This is a genomic window from Streptomyces sp. NPDC094034 (assembly GCF_040303865.1).
Lineage (GTDB): Bacteria > Actinomycetota > Actinomycetes > Streptomycetales > Streptomycetaceae > Streptomyces.
The window spans coordinates 1-17,359 of record NZ_JBEOUD010000001.1 but is presented as its reverse complement, the minus strand read 5'-3'; the positions used below and the strand labels follow the sequence as shown (position 1 = coordinate 17,359).

At 68.7% G+C, this 17,359-nt stretch carries 11 protein-coding genes and 2 pseudogenes; 7 read left to right on the top strand and 6 right to left on the bottom strand.

What is annotated here, in order from left to right; translation table 11 throughout:
• Window positions 1-8: 8 nt before the first annotated feature.
• Complete coding sequence (gene map, locus ABTZ59_RS00065) at window positions 9-866, bottom strand: type I methionyl aminopeptidase (protein WP_351386827.1); 858 nt, start codon at window positions 864-866, stop codon at window positions 9-11.
• Between the two features lie 58 nt (window positions 867-924).
• On the opposite strand from map, the gene ABTZ59_RS00060 reads away from it, so the two are divergent.
• Window positions 925-1,200 carry a hypothetical protein gene (locus ABTZ59_RS00060; RefSeq protein WP_351386820.1) on the top strand — a complete coding sequence of 92 codons (276 nt, stop codon included), beginning with the start codon at window positions 925-927 and terminating at the stop codon, window positions 1,198-1,200.
• Between the two features lie 122 nt (window positions 1,201-1,322).
• Here ABTZ59_RS00060 and ABTZ59_RS00055 read toward each other — a convergent pair whose 3' ends face one another.
• Both ABTZ59_RS00055 and ABTZ59_RS00050 read right to left on the bottom strand, forming a co-directional pair.
• Window positions 1,323-2,609 carry an MFS transporter gene (locus tag ABTZ59_RS00055; protein WP_351386816.1) on the bottom strand — a complete coding sequence of 429 codons (1,287 nt, stop codon included), beginning with the start codon at window positions 2,607-2,609 and terminating at the stop codon, window positions 1,323-1,325.
• A gap of 114 nt (window positions 2,610-2,723) precedes the next feature.
• A complete protein-coding gene (locus ABTZ59_RS00050; protein WP_351386806.1) occupies window positions 2,724-3,353 on the bottom strand; it encodes a hypothetical protein in 630 nt (209 codons plus the stop codon).
• Between the two features lie 94 nt (window positions 3,354-3,447).
• Here ABTZ59_RS00050 and npdG point away from each other — a divergent pair, with 94 nt between their 5' ends.
• A complete protein-coding gene (gene npdG / locus ABTZ59_RS00045) occupies window positions 3,448-4,158 on the top strand; it encodes an NADPH-dependent F420 reductase (RefSeq protein WP_351386800.1) in 711 nt (236 codons plus the stop codon).
• A gap of 121 nt (window positions 4,159-4,279) precedes the next feature.
• On the opposite strand, the gene ABTZ59_RS00040 is transcribed toward npdG, so the two are convergent.
• Entirely contained in the window at window positions 4,280-4,474 is a 195-nt protein-coding gene (locus tag ABTZ59_RS00040) for a hypothetical protein (protein WP_351386793.1), read from the bottom strand.
• Window positions 4,475-4,790: 316 nt separating this feature from the next.
• Between ABTZ59_RS00040 and ABTZ59_RS00035 the strand changes: the two genes are divergently transcribed.
• Together ABTZ59_RS00035 and ABTZ59_RS00030 are read left to right on the top strand one after the other, a co-directional pair.
• The gene (locus ABTZ59_RS00035; RefSeq protein ID WP_351386782.1) at window positions 4,791-12,614 is read left to right on the top strand and encodes an RHS repeat-associated core domain-containing protein; all 7,824 of its coding nucleotides are present in this window, start codon (window positions 4,791-4,793) and stop codon (window positions 12,612-12,614) included.
• 4 nt (window positions 12,615-12,618) lie between these two features.
• Window positions 12,619-12,870: a hypothetical protein gene (locus tag ABTZ59_RS00030; RefSeq protein ID WP_351386776.1), complete on the top strand. Its 252-nt coding sequence runs from the start codon at window positions 12,619-12,621 to the stop codon at window positions 12,868-12,870.
• Between the two features lie 174 nt (window positions 12,871-13,044).
• Here the strand turns inward: ABTZ59_RS00030 and ABTZ59_RS00025 are convergent.
• Window positions 13,045-13,284 (bottom strand): annotated as a pseudogene (locus tag ABTZ59_RS00025) (tyrosine-type recombinase/integrase); the annotation flags it as partial.
• A gap of 1,017 nt (window positions 13,285-14,301) precedes the next feature.
• Here ABTZ59_RS00025 and ABTZ59_RS00020 point away from each other — a divergent pair.
• Entirely contained in the window at window positions 14,302-14,775 is a 474-nt protein-coding gene (locus ABTZ59_RS00020; RefSeq protein ID WP_351386771.1) for a hypothetical protein, read from the top strand.
• 197 nt (window positions 14,776-14,972) lie between these two features.
• Here ABTZ59_RS00020 and ABTZ59_RS00015 read toward each other — a convergent pair.
• Window positions 14,973-15,248 (bottom strand): annotated as a pseudogene (locus tag ABTZ59_RS00015) (tyrosine-type recombinase/integrase); the annotation flags it as partial.
• A gap of 885 nt (window positions 15,249-16,133) precedes the next feature.
• Here ABTZ59_RS00015 and ABTZ59_RS00010 point away from each other — a divergent pair.
• A complete protein-coding gene (locus tag ABTZ59_RS00010) occupies window positions 16,134-16,847 on the top strand; it encodes a hypothetical protein (protein WP_351386766.1) in 714 nt (237 codons plus the stop codon).
• A 91-nt stretch (window positions 16,848-16,938) separates the two neighbouring features.
• A complete protein-coding gene (locus ABTZ59_RS00005; RefSeq protein ID WP_351386759.1) occupies window positions 16,939-17,277 on the top strand; it encodes a transposase family protein in 339 nt (112 codons plus the stop codon).
• Window positions 17,278-17,359: the final 82 nt, after the last annotated feature.

Genomic DNA, 17,359 nt, shown 5'->3' with positions numbered 1-17,359 from the left:
CGGCAACCTCAGGGAAGCGTGAGAATCTCGGCCCCCGTCTCCGTCACCACCAGCGTGTGTTCGAACTGCGCGGTCCGCTTGCGGTCCTTGGTCACGACGGTCCAGCCGTCGTCCCACATGTCGTGTTCGTACGTACCGAGCGTGAGCATCGGCTCGATGGTGAAGGTCATGCCCCGCTGGATGACGGTGGTGGCGTGCGGGCTGTCGTAGTGCGGGATGATCAGCCCGGAGTGGAACGACGAATTGATCCCGTGGCCGGTGAAGTCCCTGACGACGCCATAGCCGAAGCGCTTGGCGTACGACTCGATGACCCGCCCGATCACATTGATCTGGCGCCCGGGCCGTACAGCCTTGATGGCGCGGTTCAACGCCTCGCGGGTCCGCTCCACCAGAAGCTTCGACTCCTCGTCGACATCCCCGCAGAAGTAGGTGGCGTTGTTGTCCCCGTGCACCCCGTTGAGGTACGCGGTCACGTCCAGGTTCACGATGTCGCCGTCGCGGAGCACCGTGGAGTCCGGGATTCCGTGGCAGATGACCTCGTTGACCGAGGTGCAGAGGGACTTGGGGAAGCCGCGGTAGCCGAGCGTCGACGGATAGGCGCCGTGGTCGCACATGAACTCGTGCGCGACCCGGTCCAGCTCGTCCGTGGTGACGCCGGGCGCGATGTGCTTCGCGGCCTCCTCCATCGCCTGCGCGGCGACGCGGCCCGCGATCCGCATCAGCTCGATGGTTTCCGCGGTTTGCACTTCCGGCCCGGTGTACGGGGTGGGAGCGGGTTTCCCGACGTATTCGGGGCGCCGGATTCCGCCGGGGACGGAGCGGACGGGAGAGAGCTCCCCTGGTACGAGGAGTGACTGGCCAGACATGTTGGCGAGTCTAACGAGCGCCGGTGGGGCAGCATGGCGTCAGAGGAAGGAGCCGATGATGGCCCTGTTCAAGAAGCGCACGGTCGGCAAGCCCGGCGAGTGGTACTACTGCCTGAAGCACCAGAAGGTCGAGGAGGGGCCCGAGTGCCCCGCCAAGGACCGCTTCGGGCCGTACGCGAGCCGCCAGGAGGCGGAGCACGCGATGCGGACGGCTCAGGAACGCAATCTGGAGTGGGATACGGATCCGCGCTGGCACGACGCGTCCGAGGGCGAGTCCGCGGGCGATTCCGAGGGTGGGTCCGTGAGCGGGAAGGACACGAACCCGTCCGGCTGAGGGGTCCCGGCCGGCCACCGGATCCCGTACGGCCACCGGATCACGTACGGCCACCGGCCACCGGATCACGTACGTCCGACGGGTCCCCGCCCGCACTTCGTGGTCCCGTCCGCCCGGCGGGGTCAGGCCGTCGTCGCCGTCGCCGCTTCCTTCTGGGCGCGGCGGCGTAGGGCGTCCTCGTCCGTCTCCGAGTCGTAAGTGACCAGCTTCGGCAGCACCGCCGCGAGCAGCCCCACCGAGGTCAGACAGGCCAGCCCACCGCTCCAGATCGCGGGGCGGGTGCCCGTCCAGCCCGCCATCGTGCCCGCGCGGATCTGGCCGAGCTGCGGTCCGACGCTGTACGAGAGCACCTCGATTCCCGCGAGCCGGCCACGCAGCTCCTCCGGGATCGTCTGGTTCCAGATGGTCGAGCGGCCCAGACCGCTGAGCATGTCGCCCGCGCCCGCGAACCCCAGACAGACCAGCACCACCCAGATGTTCGAGAACCACCCCGCGGCCGTGATCGCCAGCCCCCAGCCCGCGGCGCCGAACACCACGAACAGGCCATGTCTGCGGACCCGTGAGGTCCAGCCGCTGGTCAGGCTGAGGACGACCGAGCCGACCGACCCCGCCGCGTACATCAGACCGAGCGACCACTCGGCGTTGAGATCGTCCGCGAGGAACGGGAAGACCGTGTTCGGGAACGCGAAGAACATGGCGGCCAGATCGATCGCGTACGTCCCCAGCAGCACCGGTCTGCTCCACGCGTAACGGGCCCCCTCCACGATGCCCCGCAGGGACGGCGCCTGGGCGTCATGCGCGGCGGGCGCGGGCGAGAGCCGCAGGCAGAGCAGTACGGAGACGGCGAAGCCCAGGATCGTCACCCCGTACGCCGGGCCGTGACCGGCGTACGCGACGACCAGACCGGCCAGCGAGGGCCCCGCGATCGCGCCGAGCTGCCAGCGCAGGGCGTTGAGCGCGGCGGCCGCGGTGAGCTGGTCGTGCGGGACGATCCGCGCCATCAGCGAGTCCAGCGCCGGGCGTTGCAGCCCCGCCAGCGCGGACACCCCGGCCGCCACCACGTACAGCGGCCACAGCAGTGGCTCGGGAAGCAGCGCGTTCACCAGCAGGATGACGGCGAGCAGGCCGAGCCCCGCCTCTGTGAGCAGGATGACCTTGCGCCGGTCGACGGCGTCGGCGAGCGCGCCGCCGTACAGCCCGAAGATCACCAGAGGCACCAGCTCCACCGCGCCCATCGCGCCGACGGCGAGCGGCGATTCGGTGAGGTCCTTGATCTGGAGCGGCAGCGCGATCATCGCCATGAAGCTGCCGAAGTTCGTCACCAGCCCCTGCACCCAGAGCAGCCGGAATTCCCGGGAGGAACGGAGCGGGGAGAGATCCGGCAGTATCGCGCCGAGCTTTTTGGTCACAAAAGGCCATGTTCGGTGTGGACGGGTGGATCGGGCAAACGAATTCTGGCTGACCGACCCACAGACGGGCTACCAGCGGGCGGGCTACCAGCGGGCGGGCTACCAGCGTGCGGGCTACCAGCGGGCGGGCGGCGGCGCCGTCAGCTGGTCGGCCAGCCGGGACAGCCGGTCCCGGAACCGCCGCCGCCCGCGCGGCCCCGGCAGGCTGTTCTCCCCGGCCGCCGCGCTCACCAGATGCTGCACCGTGTCCAGATCCACGCCGTGCGCCGCCCCCGCCGCCCCCGGCGCGTCCGCCGCCGCCACCGACAGGGCCTCGTGCGCCAGCCCGCGCATCTCCGCGTCCCCGCCGTCCAGCGACAGCACCGTCGCCCCGGCCCGGCGCGCGCCGTGAACTCGTTCGAGCAGGCCGGTGCCCGGCCGCTCCGGCGCCACCACGAGCAGCGTCTCGCCCCGGCCGGCCGCCTCAAGACGCTTCAGGCCGACCGCCAGATGCGCCGGGTCCCCGGCGCGCACCCGGTGCCGTACCAGCGTGGGCGTCAGCTCCGGCTGTCCCGACCACGCCGCCTCGTCCACGAGATGCGCGGTGAGATGCCACGGCTCGTACTCCGCCGTCCCGACGAGCAGCAGCCCGCCGCCCTGCGACACGACGGAGGTACGCAGCGCCCCCGCGAACCGGCGGGTCGCGGACGGCCATTGCGTTTCGGCGAGTACTTCACGCAGCAGTGCGACGCGTACGGCATCCATGGGCCCGCATCCTGCCGCAGTCGGCCGCGCGGCGCGGGCGGTCGGAGACGGCTCACCCGAACGTGCCCTTGTACCGGGAAGTAGGGTCGTGACCATGACTTCAACGGACAGTGGCAGCACCCCCAAGCCCCCCGCCAAGGACCCCTGGGACCTCCCGGATGTCTCCGGTCTCGTCATCGGGGTACTGGGCGGCACCGGCGACCAGGGGCGCGGGCTCGCCTACCGGCTGGCGCGGGCCGGACAGAAAGTGATCATCGGATCCCGGGTCGCCGAGCGGGCCGAGACGGCGGCGGCCGAACTGGGCAACGGCGTCGAGGGCCTGGCCAACGCCGAGTGCGCCCGCCGCAGCGACGTGGTCATCGTCGCCGTGCCCTGGGAGGGACACGCCAAGACCCTGGAATCCCTCAAGGAGGAACTGGCGGGCAAGCTCGTCGTCGACTGCGTCAATCCGCTGGGCTTCGACAAGCAGGGCGCGTACGCGCTGAAGCCGGAGGAGGGCAGCGCCGCCGAGCAGGCCGCCGCCCTGCTGCCGGATTCGCGGGTGACCGCCGCCTTCCACCATCTCTCCGCGGTGCTGCTCCAGGACCCGGCGGTCGAGCGGATCGACACGGATGTGATGGTGCTGGGCGAGGCACGCGCGGACACCGACCTCGTCCAGGCGCTGGCGGCCCGTATCCCGGGCATGCGCGGGGTCTTCGCGGGCCGGCTGCGCAACGCCCACCAGGTGGAGTCGCTGGTGGCCAACCTGATCTCGGTGAACCGCCGGTACAAGGCGCACGCGGGCCTGCGTGTGACGGACGTGTAGGGACGTACGTACCGGACGTGCAGGGACGTACGTACAGGGGGAGGCGCGGGCAACGACGGCACGGGGCGCCCGCCACCCGACCCGCGCCGTCAGCCCGTGGCGGTCGCCGTACGGGCCGCCGTCACCCCGTGGCCGTCGCCGTACGGGCCGCGCGCTCGGCCTTCGCCTTGCGTACGTAGTACCAGGCCATGTTGGACGACAGCCCGGCCAGCAGCACCCACACGATGCCGAGCCAGTTCCCCCGGATGAAGGAGAAGACGGCCGCGGCGACGGTGAGGACGCAGACGGCGAGGGCGTACTGAGCGAGGCGGGGCATGGGGGGCGGCTCCTGTCGAGGCGTCGTGGGTGGCGTGGGCGCTTGGGCTGTTGTCGTACCCGCGGTACGCGGTACGCGCTGTACGCGCTCCAGTGTCCCCCATGCCCGGGAACGTCCCACCGCCGCCCGGCGGACTCCGTGCCGGACCTCTGACCTGCGAGGAGTCGCCGGGTGCCGACCTTCCGACGTTGGCATGGACTTGTCGACATTGAGGGTGCGGTGGTGACGGAATGTGTGTACGTTGTGACCGCCCGCGTGGGGAGTGTGGGCGTTGTGGGCCTTCTGTGGCCTCTTTTTGATGCTCTGGGGAGGGCGCGTGCGTACGCACGGCGAGCGTTTCGGGGTCCATCTGTCCGCGCGCCGACGGTCGTTGACCGTCGGCGCGCTGGTGCTGGCGCTGTCGGTCGGCCTGGTGTCGGCCGAGGCGGCGCCGCCACCGGCCCCCAGCCCCTCGCCGGGGGTGTCCTCATCAGCGCCGCCGCCCGCCGAGGCGAAGCCCACGGCAACCCCCGCCGCGGCGGCTCCGACCGTCAGCGATGCCGTATACGCGTACGACGCGGCCGGCCGTCTGATCGGTGTCACGGACCCGGCCGGTGAGACGGCCCGCTACCGCTACGACGAGGCCGGGAACCGGCTGGGCGTCGACCGGTTCGCGTCCGCCGATCTGTCGGTGCTGTCGCTGGTGCCGACCCGCGCCGCCGTCGGGGCGACCATCACCCTGTCCGGCACCGGCTTCTCCACCACGGCGAGCGCGAACACGGTCTCGTTCGGCGGAAAGACGGCCGAGGTCGTCTCCGCGTCCGCCACCCGCCTGAAGGTCAAGGTCCCGGCGGCGGCCGGGAACGGCGTGGTGTCGGTGACGACGGGCGGCGGCACGGCCCAGTCGCCGGAGTCGTTCACGCTCGCGGCGCCCGCGCCGTCGCTCTCCACGGTGGACCCGGTCGCCGGGGCCGTGGGCGCCTCGGTGGTGCTGACGGGCTCGGGATTCGCGTCGACGCCGTCCGAGAACGTGGTGCGGTTCGGCGGTGGCGTTCTGGCGGAGGTCACCGCCCGTACGGCCACCGCGCTCACGGTCAAGGTCCCGGCCGGGGCCGCGACCGGCCCGGTCGAGGTGGAGACGCCCGACGGCCGCACCGCCACCGCGACAGGCTTCCGGATCACCCCCAGTGGTGCCGGCGGGGAGATCGAGTCCACGGTCACCACATCGGTCTCGGACGCCACACCACCGACCGCCTCGATCACCACGCCGGGCAACCGGGCGCAGGTGCTCTTCGACGCCGACCCGGGCGACGACATCAACTTCGGCTTCACCAACGCCACCTTCAACTCGTCCGTCACCCTTGAGCTGTACGACCCCCAGGGCGAGAAGGTCGGGAGCAACGGCAGTTTCAACGGAACGGCCGGGGACTGGGAGGTCGAGAATCTCCCTCTCGCGGGCCAGTACTCGCTGATCCTCAGGCCCGGATCGACCAACTTCGGCGCCGCCACCGTCACCGTGTCCAAGCCGGTGACCGGACTGCTGGAGCTGACAGGACCGACGGCTCAGGTACCGCTGTCCCGGGCCGGACAGGACGGCAAGCTCTCCTTCTCCGCGCTGCTGGGCGACTCCCTCAGTCTCGGCATCGATGCCGCGCCCCTGGGCAAGAGCCTGTACGCACGTCTGTACGGGCCCGACGGCAGCCAGGTCAGCAGCCGCTACATCGCGGCGAACGGCGCGGGCGGGATCGATGTCGACGTCCTGTCGCAATCGGGCACCTACACGCTGAGACTCGACCCCGACGCGGCGGCCACCGGCACGGTCGGCGTGACCGGCTCGCACTACGCCGACGCGGGAGCCATCGATCCGGCGGCTCCCGCGGTCGAGTTGGCGGTCGACCGGCCGGGACAGGACGGGCGGGCACGGTTCACCGCGGTGGCCGGACAGCGTCTGTCACTGGGCGTGGCGGGCACCGGGTTCGGCAGTCATGTACGGATGGAGATCCGCCGGCCGGACGGCTCGCTGCTCGAATACTTCCTGGTCCCCGACAACTCGGCCGCCGAGTGGGACAGTCCCGCACTGCCGGTGTCGGGCACGTACACGATCGCCGTACTCCCGAACCTCCCGCTGGCGACCGGCCGGCTGACGCTGACACTCTCCCGTCCGGTGGCGCTCGCCCCGCTCTCCACCACGGGTGATCCCGGCACGGCGACCATCGGACGCTTCGGACAGAACGCCGAGTCGGCCTTCCAAGGTCAGGCCGGTACGCAACTCTCGCTGGGCATCACGGGGAACACCTTCACCGAGACCGTCGCGGTGACTGTCCTCGCGCCGAGCGGCGCGGCCGTCGTCGACGCCGACATCGTCGCCGCGGGCAAGCCTGCGACGATCGACCTGCCGGTGCTGCCGGAGACCGGCTCGTATCAGGTGATCATCGACCCGAACAAGGGCGTCGGGGGGACTCTCGCCCTGACCCTGTCCACGGATGTCCTGGCGCCGCTGACGGCTGACGGGCCTTCGGTGCCGGTGTCCTTCGCACGCGCCGGGCAGCGGGTCCGGGCCGAGTTCACCGCGCCGGACACCGCGTCACTGGGTTTCGCCGCCACCGGCAACAGCGTTCCGCAGGCGACCGATGTCCGGCTGATCCCCGAGAGCGGGACCGCGCAGACCGTCGGCTCCTTCACCAAGAGCGCCGACGGCGCCTACTACCTGACCGGTCTGACGGCCGGCAAGAAGTACACGCTGCTGCTGACACCCGCCGCCGCGGCCACCGGCTCCCTCACCCTCTGGCTGTCGAAGCCCGCGCCCGCCGCGGTGCTGACCCCGGCCGCCCCCTCCGCCACCGTGGACATCACCCGGCCGGGGCAGCAGGCCGAGCTCCGTACGGACGCGACCGCCGGGGACGGCTTCGCCGTCGCGTTCTCGGGCACCACGCTGACCTCGCAGTCGAGCGTCCGGCATCTGCCGCCGGGAGCCTCGGCGGATGTGTCGATCGGCTCGCTGCGTACGACGGATCTGGACGTCGCGCTGCGTGCCCCGCTGACCGCGGGCACCCACCGGGTGCTGGTGCAGCCGAACGCGCCGGCCACCGGACGTACGACGGCGACCCTGGTCAAGGACGTGGACGGCGGAACGCTGACGGTGGGCGGCCCGCAGAAGCCGCTGGTGATCGCCACCCCGGGCGGGCACGGTCACTTCACCTTCTCCGGCACCAAGGGGCAGAAGCTCACGCTGGGCATCGCGGCACCGGCATCCGAGTGGATCCTGTCCGTCCACGGCCCCGACGGCAAGTGGCTGGTCAACGAGCGCTCCATGAGCGCCACGACCCTCTCGTACGCCCTCGCCGCGCTCCCGGCCGACGGTCTCTACACGCTGACGGCCGATCCCGGTGCGCTGAAGACAGGCACGTACACCCTGGGGCTCACCGCCCAGACCTTGAAGGCGGCACCCACCGACGCCGCGGGCACGGCGGTCGCGGACGCCGAGGGTGACGCTGCCGTCGCGGCCGGCGCGGACGCACCCGAGAAGGCGGCGCCGGGTGTTGACCCGAGCGGCCCGGACGCCTGGCGGCCAGGCAGGCACAACCTCCAGGGCCAGGACTGGATCACCGCACGCGGGGCCGCGCCCAAGGCCCCGCCCGCGCTGCGCGCCCCGCCCGGTTCCACCGCGCTGACCGGCCATGTACTGAAGCTCGACGGCAAGCCGCTGTCGAAGGTCACCGTCTCGGTGGGAGACACGTCCACACGTACGGACGCCCGCGGCCGGTTCCTGCTCGCCGGGTTCGGTCCGGAGGCGACGACCCTGGTGGTCGAGGGCGCGAGCGCGAACACCGAGCAGCGCCAGTACGGCCGGTTCGACATCCGGATCCGCCCCGAGGCGGGGCGCTCGGTCGACCTCGGTTTCCCGGTGTGGATGACGCCGCTGGACACCAAGCACACCGTCCGCTTCGCGGCCCCGGCGAAGACCGAGGTCGTACTGAAGACCCCCAGCATTCCGGGACTTGAGGTACGGATCCCGAAGGGGTCCGTGGTCCGTGACGAGAAGGGCAGGCCGGTCACCGAGCTGGGAATCACGGCGATTCCGCTCGACCGGCCGCCGTTCCCCCTGCCGAAGAACAGCGTCGTGCCGGTGTTCTTCACCGTGCAGCCCGGCGGCACGTATGTGTTCCCCAAGGGCGCCCAGGTCATCTACCCCAACTACACGCGCGAAGCCCCGGGCACCGAGGTCGAGTTCATGGACTACGACCCGAAGAAGAAGGGCTGGTACGTCTACGGACACGGCAGGGTGTCCGCGGACGGAAAGCAGGTGGTGCCGGACGCGAAGACCCGCGTATGGGCTTTCCACGGCGCGATGTTCAACACCGGCCAGCTGCCGCCCTGGCTGACGTCCTGGCTGAAGGACACACTGGACTGGCTCTCCGGCGACCCGGTCGAACTCTCCACCGGGATGCTCACCGACTCCCGTACCGACCTCGCCGTCTCCGACCCGCTCGGCCCGGCCGAGGTGACCCGCACCTACTGGCAGGGCGACACATACAAACGAGCGTTCGGAATCGGGCGCGATCTGATCTACAACTCCTTCCTCCACTCGGCGCAGCCGTACCGCGAGGTCGACCTGTATCTCCCCGGCGGGGCGAAGGTCCACTACACCCGTACCTCACCCGGAACCGGCTGGAACGACGCCGTCTTCGAACCTCTCGACACTCCGAGCGAGTTCCGCGGATCCAAGATCTATGGCGGCAACGGCCGCTGGGAGATTCGGTTCCGCGACGGCGGCATATGGACGTATCCGCAGTACGCGCCGTTGCAGCAAATACAGGACCGGCACGGCAACACGCTCAAGATCAGCCGGCTCAATGGCACCAAGGGCGATATCACCCAGGTCACGACCCCGGGCGGCCGGTGGATCAGCTTCGGATACGACACCAGCCACCGGATCGTCAGCGCCCGCGACAACACGGGCCGCACCACGGCGTACACCTACGACACCGCGGGACGCCTCGACACGGTGACCGACCCCGCGGGCAAGGTCAGCCGGTACACGTACGACGGCACCACGAACCGGATCAAGACCGCCGTCGACGCCCGCGGCATCACGTACATGTCCAACACCTTCGACACGGACGGCCGGGTCAAGGAACAGACGCTCACCGAGGGCGCGAAGTACTCCTTCGAGTACACGCGGAACGGCGCGGGCAAGATCACCTCGGCGACGGTGACACAGCCGGGCGGCGCCGTGCGCCGGGTCGAGTTCGACGCGGACGGCTACGGCGTATCGGACACCCAGGCGCACGGCAGCACGCTGGCGCGCACGACGGTGTACGAACGCGGCTCCTACCACCGGATCGACGCGGTCACTGACCCGTACGGCCGCCGCACCGAACTCACCTACGACACCAACGGCCATGTGACCTCCGCGAAGGAACTGGCGGGCACACCACAGGCCCGTACGTCCGGGACGGCGGTTTACGACGGCCCGTACGACCAGCCGACCGCCCTCACCGACCCGCTGGGCAAGATCACGACCCTCGACTACGACTCCGCCGGTGATCTCCGGACGGTGACCGACCCCGAGGGCCGGGCCACCACCCTCACCCACACCTCCGACGGGCAGGTGGAGACCGTCACCGACGCGTCCGGCGCGGTCACCGAATACACCTACCACTACGGCGAGTTGACGGAGGTCAAGGACGCCGAGGGCGGCACGGGCCGCCAGTTCCTGGACGCCGCGGGCCGGCCGGTGGTCACGACGGACGCGTCCGGCGCGCGTACGACCCACACCTACGACGCGCTCAACCAGGCGCGGAAGGTCACCGACCCGCTCGGCCACACCACCGCCCTCGACTACGACGACAACGGCAATCTCACCACCCTGACGGACGCCAGGAACAACGCCACCACCTGGGAGTACGACACCGCCGACCGCCCCCTGTCGGCCACCGACCCGCTCGGGGCGCGGGCGCTCTTCGGCTATGACCCGACCGGGCACCTGACCAAGGTCACCAGTCGTACGGGCCAGGTCGCCACCGCGGAGTACGACCTGCTGGGCCGGGCCAAGAACGCCAGGTACGGCGTGGACGCGGCGGGCCAGGCGCAGTCGACGACCACGTACGCCTATGACGGCGTCGACCTGCCCAAGACCGTCACCGACACGGTGGCCGGTACGCAGCCCTCTACGCAGTCCTTCACGTACGACGCCTACGACCGGACCACGTCGGTCACCGGCCCGACCGGCACCGTCGGCTACGACTACGACGGCGCGGACCGCCGCGAGGAGATGACGGCCGGCGGTACGACCACGGCATACGGCTACGACACCTCCGGCATCCTCACCTCGGTCACCACCGGCGGCCAGGCCGTCACCTTCGGCCTGGACGAGGTGGGCCGCGAGAAGACCGCGACCCTGCCCGGCGGTTTCACCCGCACCACCGGCTACGACAAGACCGGTACGACCACCGGCATCTCCTACACCCGCGCCGGGGCCACCGTCGGCGACCTCACCTACACCCGAGACGAACGAGGACTCCAGAGCCGCCTGACCGGCTCCCTCGCGAGCATCGCCCTCCCGGCGGCCGAGTCGGGCGCGGTCTACGGCAAGGACAACCGGCTCACGACGTTCAACGGCCGCTCCTTCACGTACGACGCCGAGGGACAGCTCAAGTCCGACGGCAAGCGGACGTACGACTGGAACGCCCGGGGCGAGCTGACCGGCCTGACCGAAACGGGCGGTCGGAACAGCACGTTCACGTACGACCCGCTGGGCACGCGTTCGGCCAGGACGCTCGGCGACACCACGCGGAGATTCCTCACGGACGACTCCAACCCCCTGGTGGAACAGTCGGGTTCGGGCGAGACGACGGCGACGGTGGCCACCTCGGGCCTGGACGAATACCTCACCCGCACGGAGAGCGGCCGGACCCAGATCTATCTGACCGACGCCCTCGGCACGGTCATCGGCCTCGCCGACCAGGACGGCACGATCGCCACCCGCTACGCCTACGACCCCTACGGCCAACCCACGGCGTCGGGCGCCGAGTCGAGCAACCCGTACACCTTCACCGGCCGCGAGAACGACGGCACGGGCCTGCTCCACTACCGCAACCGCTACTACGACCCCGAGACCGGCCGGTTCATCTCCCAGGACCCGATCGGCTACGCGGGCGGCACCAACCTCTACCAGTACGCGCTGAGTTCGCCGACGACGTACACCGATCCCTCGGGCAACAACCCTCTCCTGATCGGCTGCGTGGGCGGGGCGGCCTTCGACGGCGGCCTCGACTGGCTCACCCAGCGTCTCTCCGGCCGCAAGGTCGACTGGGGCCAGGTCGGCTCCTCGGCGGCCCTCGGCTGCCTGGGCGGCATGCTCGGCGGAGCGGGCAGCGCCGGCAAGCTCGCCCGCGTCGGCTGCAAGAACAGCTTCACCGGCGACACCCCGGTCCTGATGGCGGACGGCACCCGCAAACCGATCAAGGACGTACGAGTCGGCGACAAGGTCCTCGCGACGGACCCCGAAACCGGCGAGAGCGGCCCGCGCGAGGTCACCACCCTGATCCAGGGATCCGGCGACAAGTCCCTGACGGACATCACGGTCGCCGCCGCGACCGAGAACGGCAAGCCCGCCAAAATCACCGCCACCGACGGCCACCCCTTCTGGCTCCCCGACCTGAAGGAATGGACCCCCGCCGGCGACCTCCACCCGGGCCAGTGGCTCCGCACGAGCTCGGGCACCTGGGCCCAGATCACGGCGATCAGCCACCACACGCAGCCAAGGACGGTCTACAACCTCACGGTCGACGACCTCCACACGTACTATGCGGTGGCGGGGCAGACGCCGGTGCTGGTACACAACAGCAACTGTGATCCTCGCTTTTCGGTCGACTCCAAGGGGAACGCCACCGATCTCACCAATCCGGGCGGCAGGGTCGGCGTTCCGAAACTTGAAGGTGGCACCCTGCAAGAAGTGGGCGGGCGCGTCTGGGGTTCTGGAGATCCCTCTCACCTCATAGGAACACGCTCTCCGGCTGAATTGAGAGGGTTGGCGAGCAGGGGTGACGCGGAGAAATTGCAGGACTTCTACCAGAGTGCAGCGCTTGCAGGGAAGGGTGGAAAGACTGCACCGGCGCGCGTGGTGCTGACTCAGGAGATCATCGATGCTTGGAGATAGTCGGGTGAGTAAGGACGAGCAGGTCGTAGACCTGAAATTTGCGGCGGCGCAAGGGGAAAGCGTCGAGGTGTGCTTCGAGCCGCTAGGAACCACCTTCTCCCTGAGCAACGGTGAGGCGGTCTTTCTCCGGACCGCAATCTCAAACGTGGCCTCGCTTGAAATTGTCTCGTGGCCTAATGGGATTGGGGTTTGGGTCCCCTATCCCGGCGACTACGCGATCATTGACTCGAAGGGGAACGAAATCGATACACTCTGATCCTCTCCCGTAAGAGAGGGAGCTGCTCCGGATTCGTTGCGACGCCTCGGTGATGATGCCCAATCAGCGGCACCGGGAGTGAATCCACGGGTGCAAATCTGAAGCCCCGCCAGGTAACACCGGTAACACCTGGTGGGGCTTCAGCGTGGTCTGACGGCAACGGTGACGGCAACGTCAGCGGACGAGCGTTGCGGCGGGCGGCTCGTCAGGGGTTCCCTCGGTGTGCCCCAGGGCGCCGCTCAGGGTGTCGATGGCTTGGCGTTGGAGGCGGAGTCGGATGTGGGCGTAGACGCCGGCGGTGACGCCGATGTGAGCGTGGCCGAGGAGCTCTTTGATCACGACGAGGTCGACACCTTGTTCCAGGAGCAGGGTGGCGGTTGAGTAGCGGAGGTCGTGGAAGCGGATGCGGCGGAGCGGGCGTCACCTTCATTTTCGCTGGTCAGCAAATTCCAGCCGGTCCGTGCGCGTACGTGGAAGTGCCGTGCTGTGCACCTGTGTTGCCGTCGGCGTAGCCGTCAGTACGGCTACGCACGTGAGGGCGGTGGAGTGGGCTTTGGCCGGTGCCCTGCCCGGGTTGGGGTCGGGCATGGTCAGGGGGCCGTACGCTGGCCCGGCAACTCGGGCAGGTCGTGAGCCTGCCCGGAATTTGAACGAGTGGCCCCCTGGCCTTGCCTGACGCGGGCCCCAGCCCCGGGAGGTGGGTAAAGCCCACGGAGCCGACCGACCTCACCTCCGGGCCTCCGCCCAGGCCAACTCCCCGCAGCCGCCTCGCCGTCGGCCTGGCGCTCGTCGTCCGGGCGCGTCCGGCCTTCTCCGCGCTTCCGGTGGTCCGCTACGTGTTTCTGCGCGGCCTGGTCGCTGGCAGGCCCGCGGTGGCGGAGCCGAGAGCGGGCCGGGCGGGCGGCCGTACCGCGCGCGACCCGGCCAACCTCACCCGCCGCTTCCGCACCTTCCTCGACCGGGCCGGACTCCGCCGGCGAGCACACGTACTATGCGGTGGCGGGGGCGACGCCGGTACTCGTTCACAACAGCAACTGCGGAATTGGTCGGGAGCTGATCGGTGACGAGAGGGCGGATCACATCCTTGATGGTCACAGGTACCCGGGGGCGCCGGGTAAGGACGCTTTCCCGAAGGGGTGGTCTGATGACCAGATTTTGGATGCTGTTGCTGACGTGGTGACGAGTCCGAACAGTCAAAGGACCTGGTACAGGGGATCTGCTGTGCATGCCGAGAGAACCCTGAAGACCAGGAAGGGCGAACCTGCGGTTCAGAATGTGATCGGGTCAGTGGGAGGGGTGAGAATGCTAGTGCGTTACGAACCTCTCACCGGGAAGGTGCTCACAGCGTTCCCGCACTGAGCAAATGGTTCACCCGATCCAGGTGTAGCGTCTTCGATGATTGGAGGGTTAATGGAGAGAGGTGCGAATCTGATGGAACTGTTGCATCGTTTGGATGATCCCGGATGTCCAGAAACGCCAGCTGACTACAACGCAGCTGATGCCGCAGCTTCGTTCAGCCGTCTGGCTGTGCAGGTTGGTTCTCGCTTCTCGACGCCTTGTGAAATCGATCGAGACATCCAGGACTCCGCTCAGTACGGACGAATCGAAGTGCCGGGGAAAGCCACAGTCTGTGGGACGAGGATTGTTGTCTTGGTGAGCAAGTTCCAGCCGTTGGCAATGGTGGCGGCCGATAACCCTGGCGCCTTCTTGGGTACGGATGAAGCGCACGCTGAGGGCGAGCTCGACGCGAATGACCTTGCGAAGGTAGAGCAAGTTCTTGCTGAATCGGGGTACATCACGATTCCAGAAGAACTTCTTACAAGAAGCTATGGCGGGCCCACTCTCTTGCGTTTCCACGGTTCTGGGGAGCCGAGTTGGTGGGACCGGTTCTTCGGTTCTTTTTGATGGGTCTCAGGTATCGGGTTCCGTAACGTTGGCTCTCATGGACCGCATGGGATTCGTTATCCGATTCGACCCAGCCGCGCCATGAGAAGGATCATGCAGTGGCAAAGATCAGCCCCGCCGAGCTGTGCTTGGCGGGGCTGATTTGGTGTTTGACGGCAGTAGTTGACGGCAACGTCAGTGGACGCCAGTGGCGCGGGGGGCGGTTCGTCGCCGCCGGAGCGGGCCGTCTCGGTGGTCTCCCGGCTGCCGAGCGCGGTGCCGAGTGTGTCGATGGCGTCGCGCTGGAGGCGGAGTCGGACGTGGGCGTAGACGGTGGCGGTGACGCGTATGTGGGCGTGGCCGAGGAGTCCCTTGATCACGCCGAGTTCGACGCCCTGTTCCAGGAGCAGGGTGGCGGTTGAGTAGCGGAGGTCGTGGAAGCGGATGCGGCGGAGTCCGGCCCGGTCGAGGAAGGTGCGGAAGCGGCGACTGAGTAATGACGACCTGATCCCATTCGGCGGGCCGAATGGGCGTGAACCCATTACCGGGTTCAGGGAATTCTCTCCTGGGGATGATGTAAATCTTCCCGGATCCGGGCTGCATATTGCTGACGGGAATAACAGAACCGAGGAGATAAGGAACCGCGTTCTGGATGGGCGGATGCACCCGGATACACTCATTGAAATGATGATTGGAGGGAACGAGTGGAGGCATGGGCTGTCCGACTGGAGTCCTCCGTACACTTCACGGCGTTCGTGCTGCGTGGGGATGGTGAGCTTCCCGAAAGGACCTGGGTATGCCTGCGGTCCCCTGAATCACTGCCGCCGGTGGCCTGGCTCGGCTGTTGGAGCACTCAGGCGAGGGTCGATGCTGACCAGGTGGGACAAGTGCTGGATGCCATCCAGCAGTCGATTGGGGAGCCCGTGGCGGTTGGTCCTTATGGGCCAATAGTCAGAGCTTCGATCTACTTCAATTCTTGGGATTCTTGGGATTCTTGGGGAGGTGGGTCTCCACGTCCGATTGTTGGTTTCCGGCCGTGGGAATCCAATCCGAGAGGGATCGAAGAAATCGGAATTAAGTCCCTCGACTTCTCGCACGGAGGTGTGCCGGTCGAGGATTGAGATGCCTTGCTGGGACGATTCCCCGTAGGGATGTCTGAGGAATTAAACTGCTGCCCCCACCGGAGAATCCGGCGGGGGCAGCAGGGGTCTGGGACAGGGCCTCGGCGTAGTCGGCGGGCGTCCGTTTCGTGATCACTTGAGATGACGAGAGGGAGAGCGGGCGGTTCCTGCTCATGTCTGACGCCGACACGGAGCCCTTGCGTCTCCCCTGCACTGTCGGGTGGAGCGAGCCGACTGCGCTAGGAGATGATCCCGTGCGTGGCTGAAGAGGCAGGTGCAGATGCGGACGACGCTTGTGTATGGGCTGAGCGACTGGGTTGGGCGTTCGGACTCATAGCGGAGGATCCGGCTGCGAGAGGTGCAGCGCTCGTCCATCTGGTGGAGGCCCAGAGGAAGGTCACTGACGCGCTCGCCCGGTCCAACGAGATGTGGCTGCTGACGCGACCCCTGGGAGCGGACGAGCAGTACCGCGAGCCAGCCTTTCTGCAGGCGCGCCGGAGGCATCAGCAAGCCCAGAGGCGTTCGCTGCCTGATGGGGTGTGGGGTGGTCCTGTGGGCAGGGATCTGGCGACGTGGCCGGGGCTGCCCTATGTGTTGCTCTTCCTGGAGTGGGAGGCGAGGTACCCACTGGAGTGGACGCAGCATGCGAAGGCGTGGGGTACGAAGCAGCGCCTGATCCGGGAGGTGGCCCGTGCTCGCCACGAGGAGACGATCAAGGCGAAGCTCACCGACCTGGTCGAGGTCGTCGTCCAGCGGGCGTATCGCTGCAAGGATCGCGAATACGTGCGGGTTGCCCGGGCTGTCGACAGCGCTGATCTACGGGCCAGGCTCGATCGGGCAGCTGATTCGGACAGTCCGTGGGCCCGGTGCCATGCCGGGTATGTGCTCTGGCTCCTTGACCGCCCTGACCTGCCGAACACCCGTCGTGTCTGGCGGACCTGGGTGGCAGGCGAGGCTGCAACGTTGCTGTGACCGGGGGGCGATACAGGGATGGCTCCCGTGATCATGGAGTGCTCTACGCCCGTGACCTGCCTGGAAGACCGTGCCTGCCGACGCATCATCCATGATTCCACCTGCCCTTGACCGGCTCCGCGAGCAGTCCGACGTCGGGCCCGGGGAGGTGCCCGGCCTGCTGGAGCGGCTGGCTCAGGTGCCGGATCCACGCGACCCGCGCGGCGTGCGCCATGCCCTGGCCATCGTGCTCACGCTGACCGCGTGTGCGGTGCTGACCGGCGCCACCTCGCTACTGGCGGTCGGCGAGTGGATCGCGGACGCGCCGCCGCACGTGCTGGAGCGACTCGGCGTGCGCCCCGATCCAATACTGCCCCGGAGGCTGGTGCCCTCGGAGGCGACGGTCCGCCGACTGCTCGCCCGCATCGACGGTGATGCCCTAGACGAGTAAGTCCGAAGGCTTGGTTAGTGGTCGTAGGCGGTTAGCGAGCGTGTGATGGTTCGGCCGGTGTTGCGGTTGTGCCAGATCGCGG

Bases quoted from the DNA above. Each gene is read 5' to 3' on its own strand.
- map (WP_351386827.1), bottom strand. From the start codon at position 866: ATGTCTGGCCAGTCACTCCTCGTACCAGGGGAGCTCTCTCCCGTCCGC.
- ABTZ59_RS00060 (WP_351386820.1), top strand. From the start codon at position 925: ATGGCCCTGTTCAAGAAGCGCACGGTCGGCAAGCCCGGCGAGTGGTAC.
- ABTZ59_RS00050 (WP_351386806.1), bottom strand. From the start codon at position 3,353: ATGGATGCCGTACGCGTCGCACTGCTGCGTGAAGTACTCGCCGAAACG.
- npdG (WP_351386800.1), top strand. From the start codon at position 3,448: ATGACTTCAACGGACAGTGGCAGCACCCCCAAGCCCCCCGCCAAGGAC.
- ABTZ59_RS00040 (WP_351386793.1), bottom strand. From the start codon at position 4,474: ATGCCCCGCCTCGCTCAGTACGCCCTCGCCGTCTGCGTCCTCACCGTC.
- ABTZ59_RS00020 (WP_351386771.1), top strand. From the start codon at position 14,302: ATGGAACTGTTGCATCGTTTGGATGATCCCGGATGTCCAGAAACGCCA.
- ABTZ59_RS00005 (WP_351386759.1), top strand. From the start codon at position 16,939: ATGATTCCACCTGCCCTTGACCGGCTCCGCGAGCAGTCCGACGTCGGG.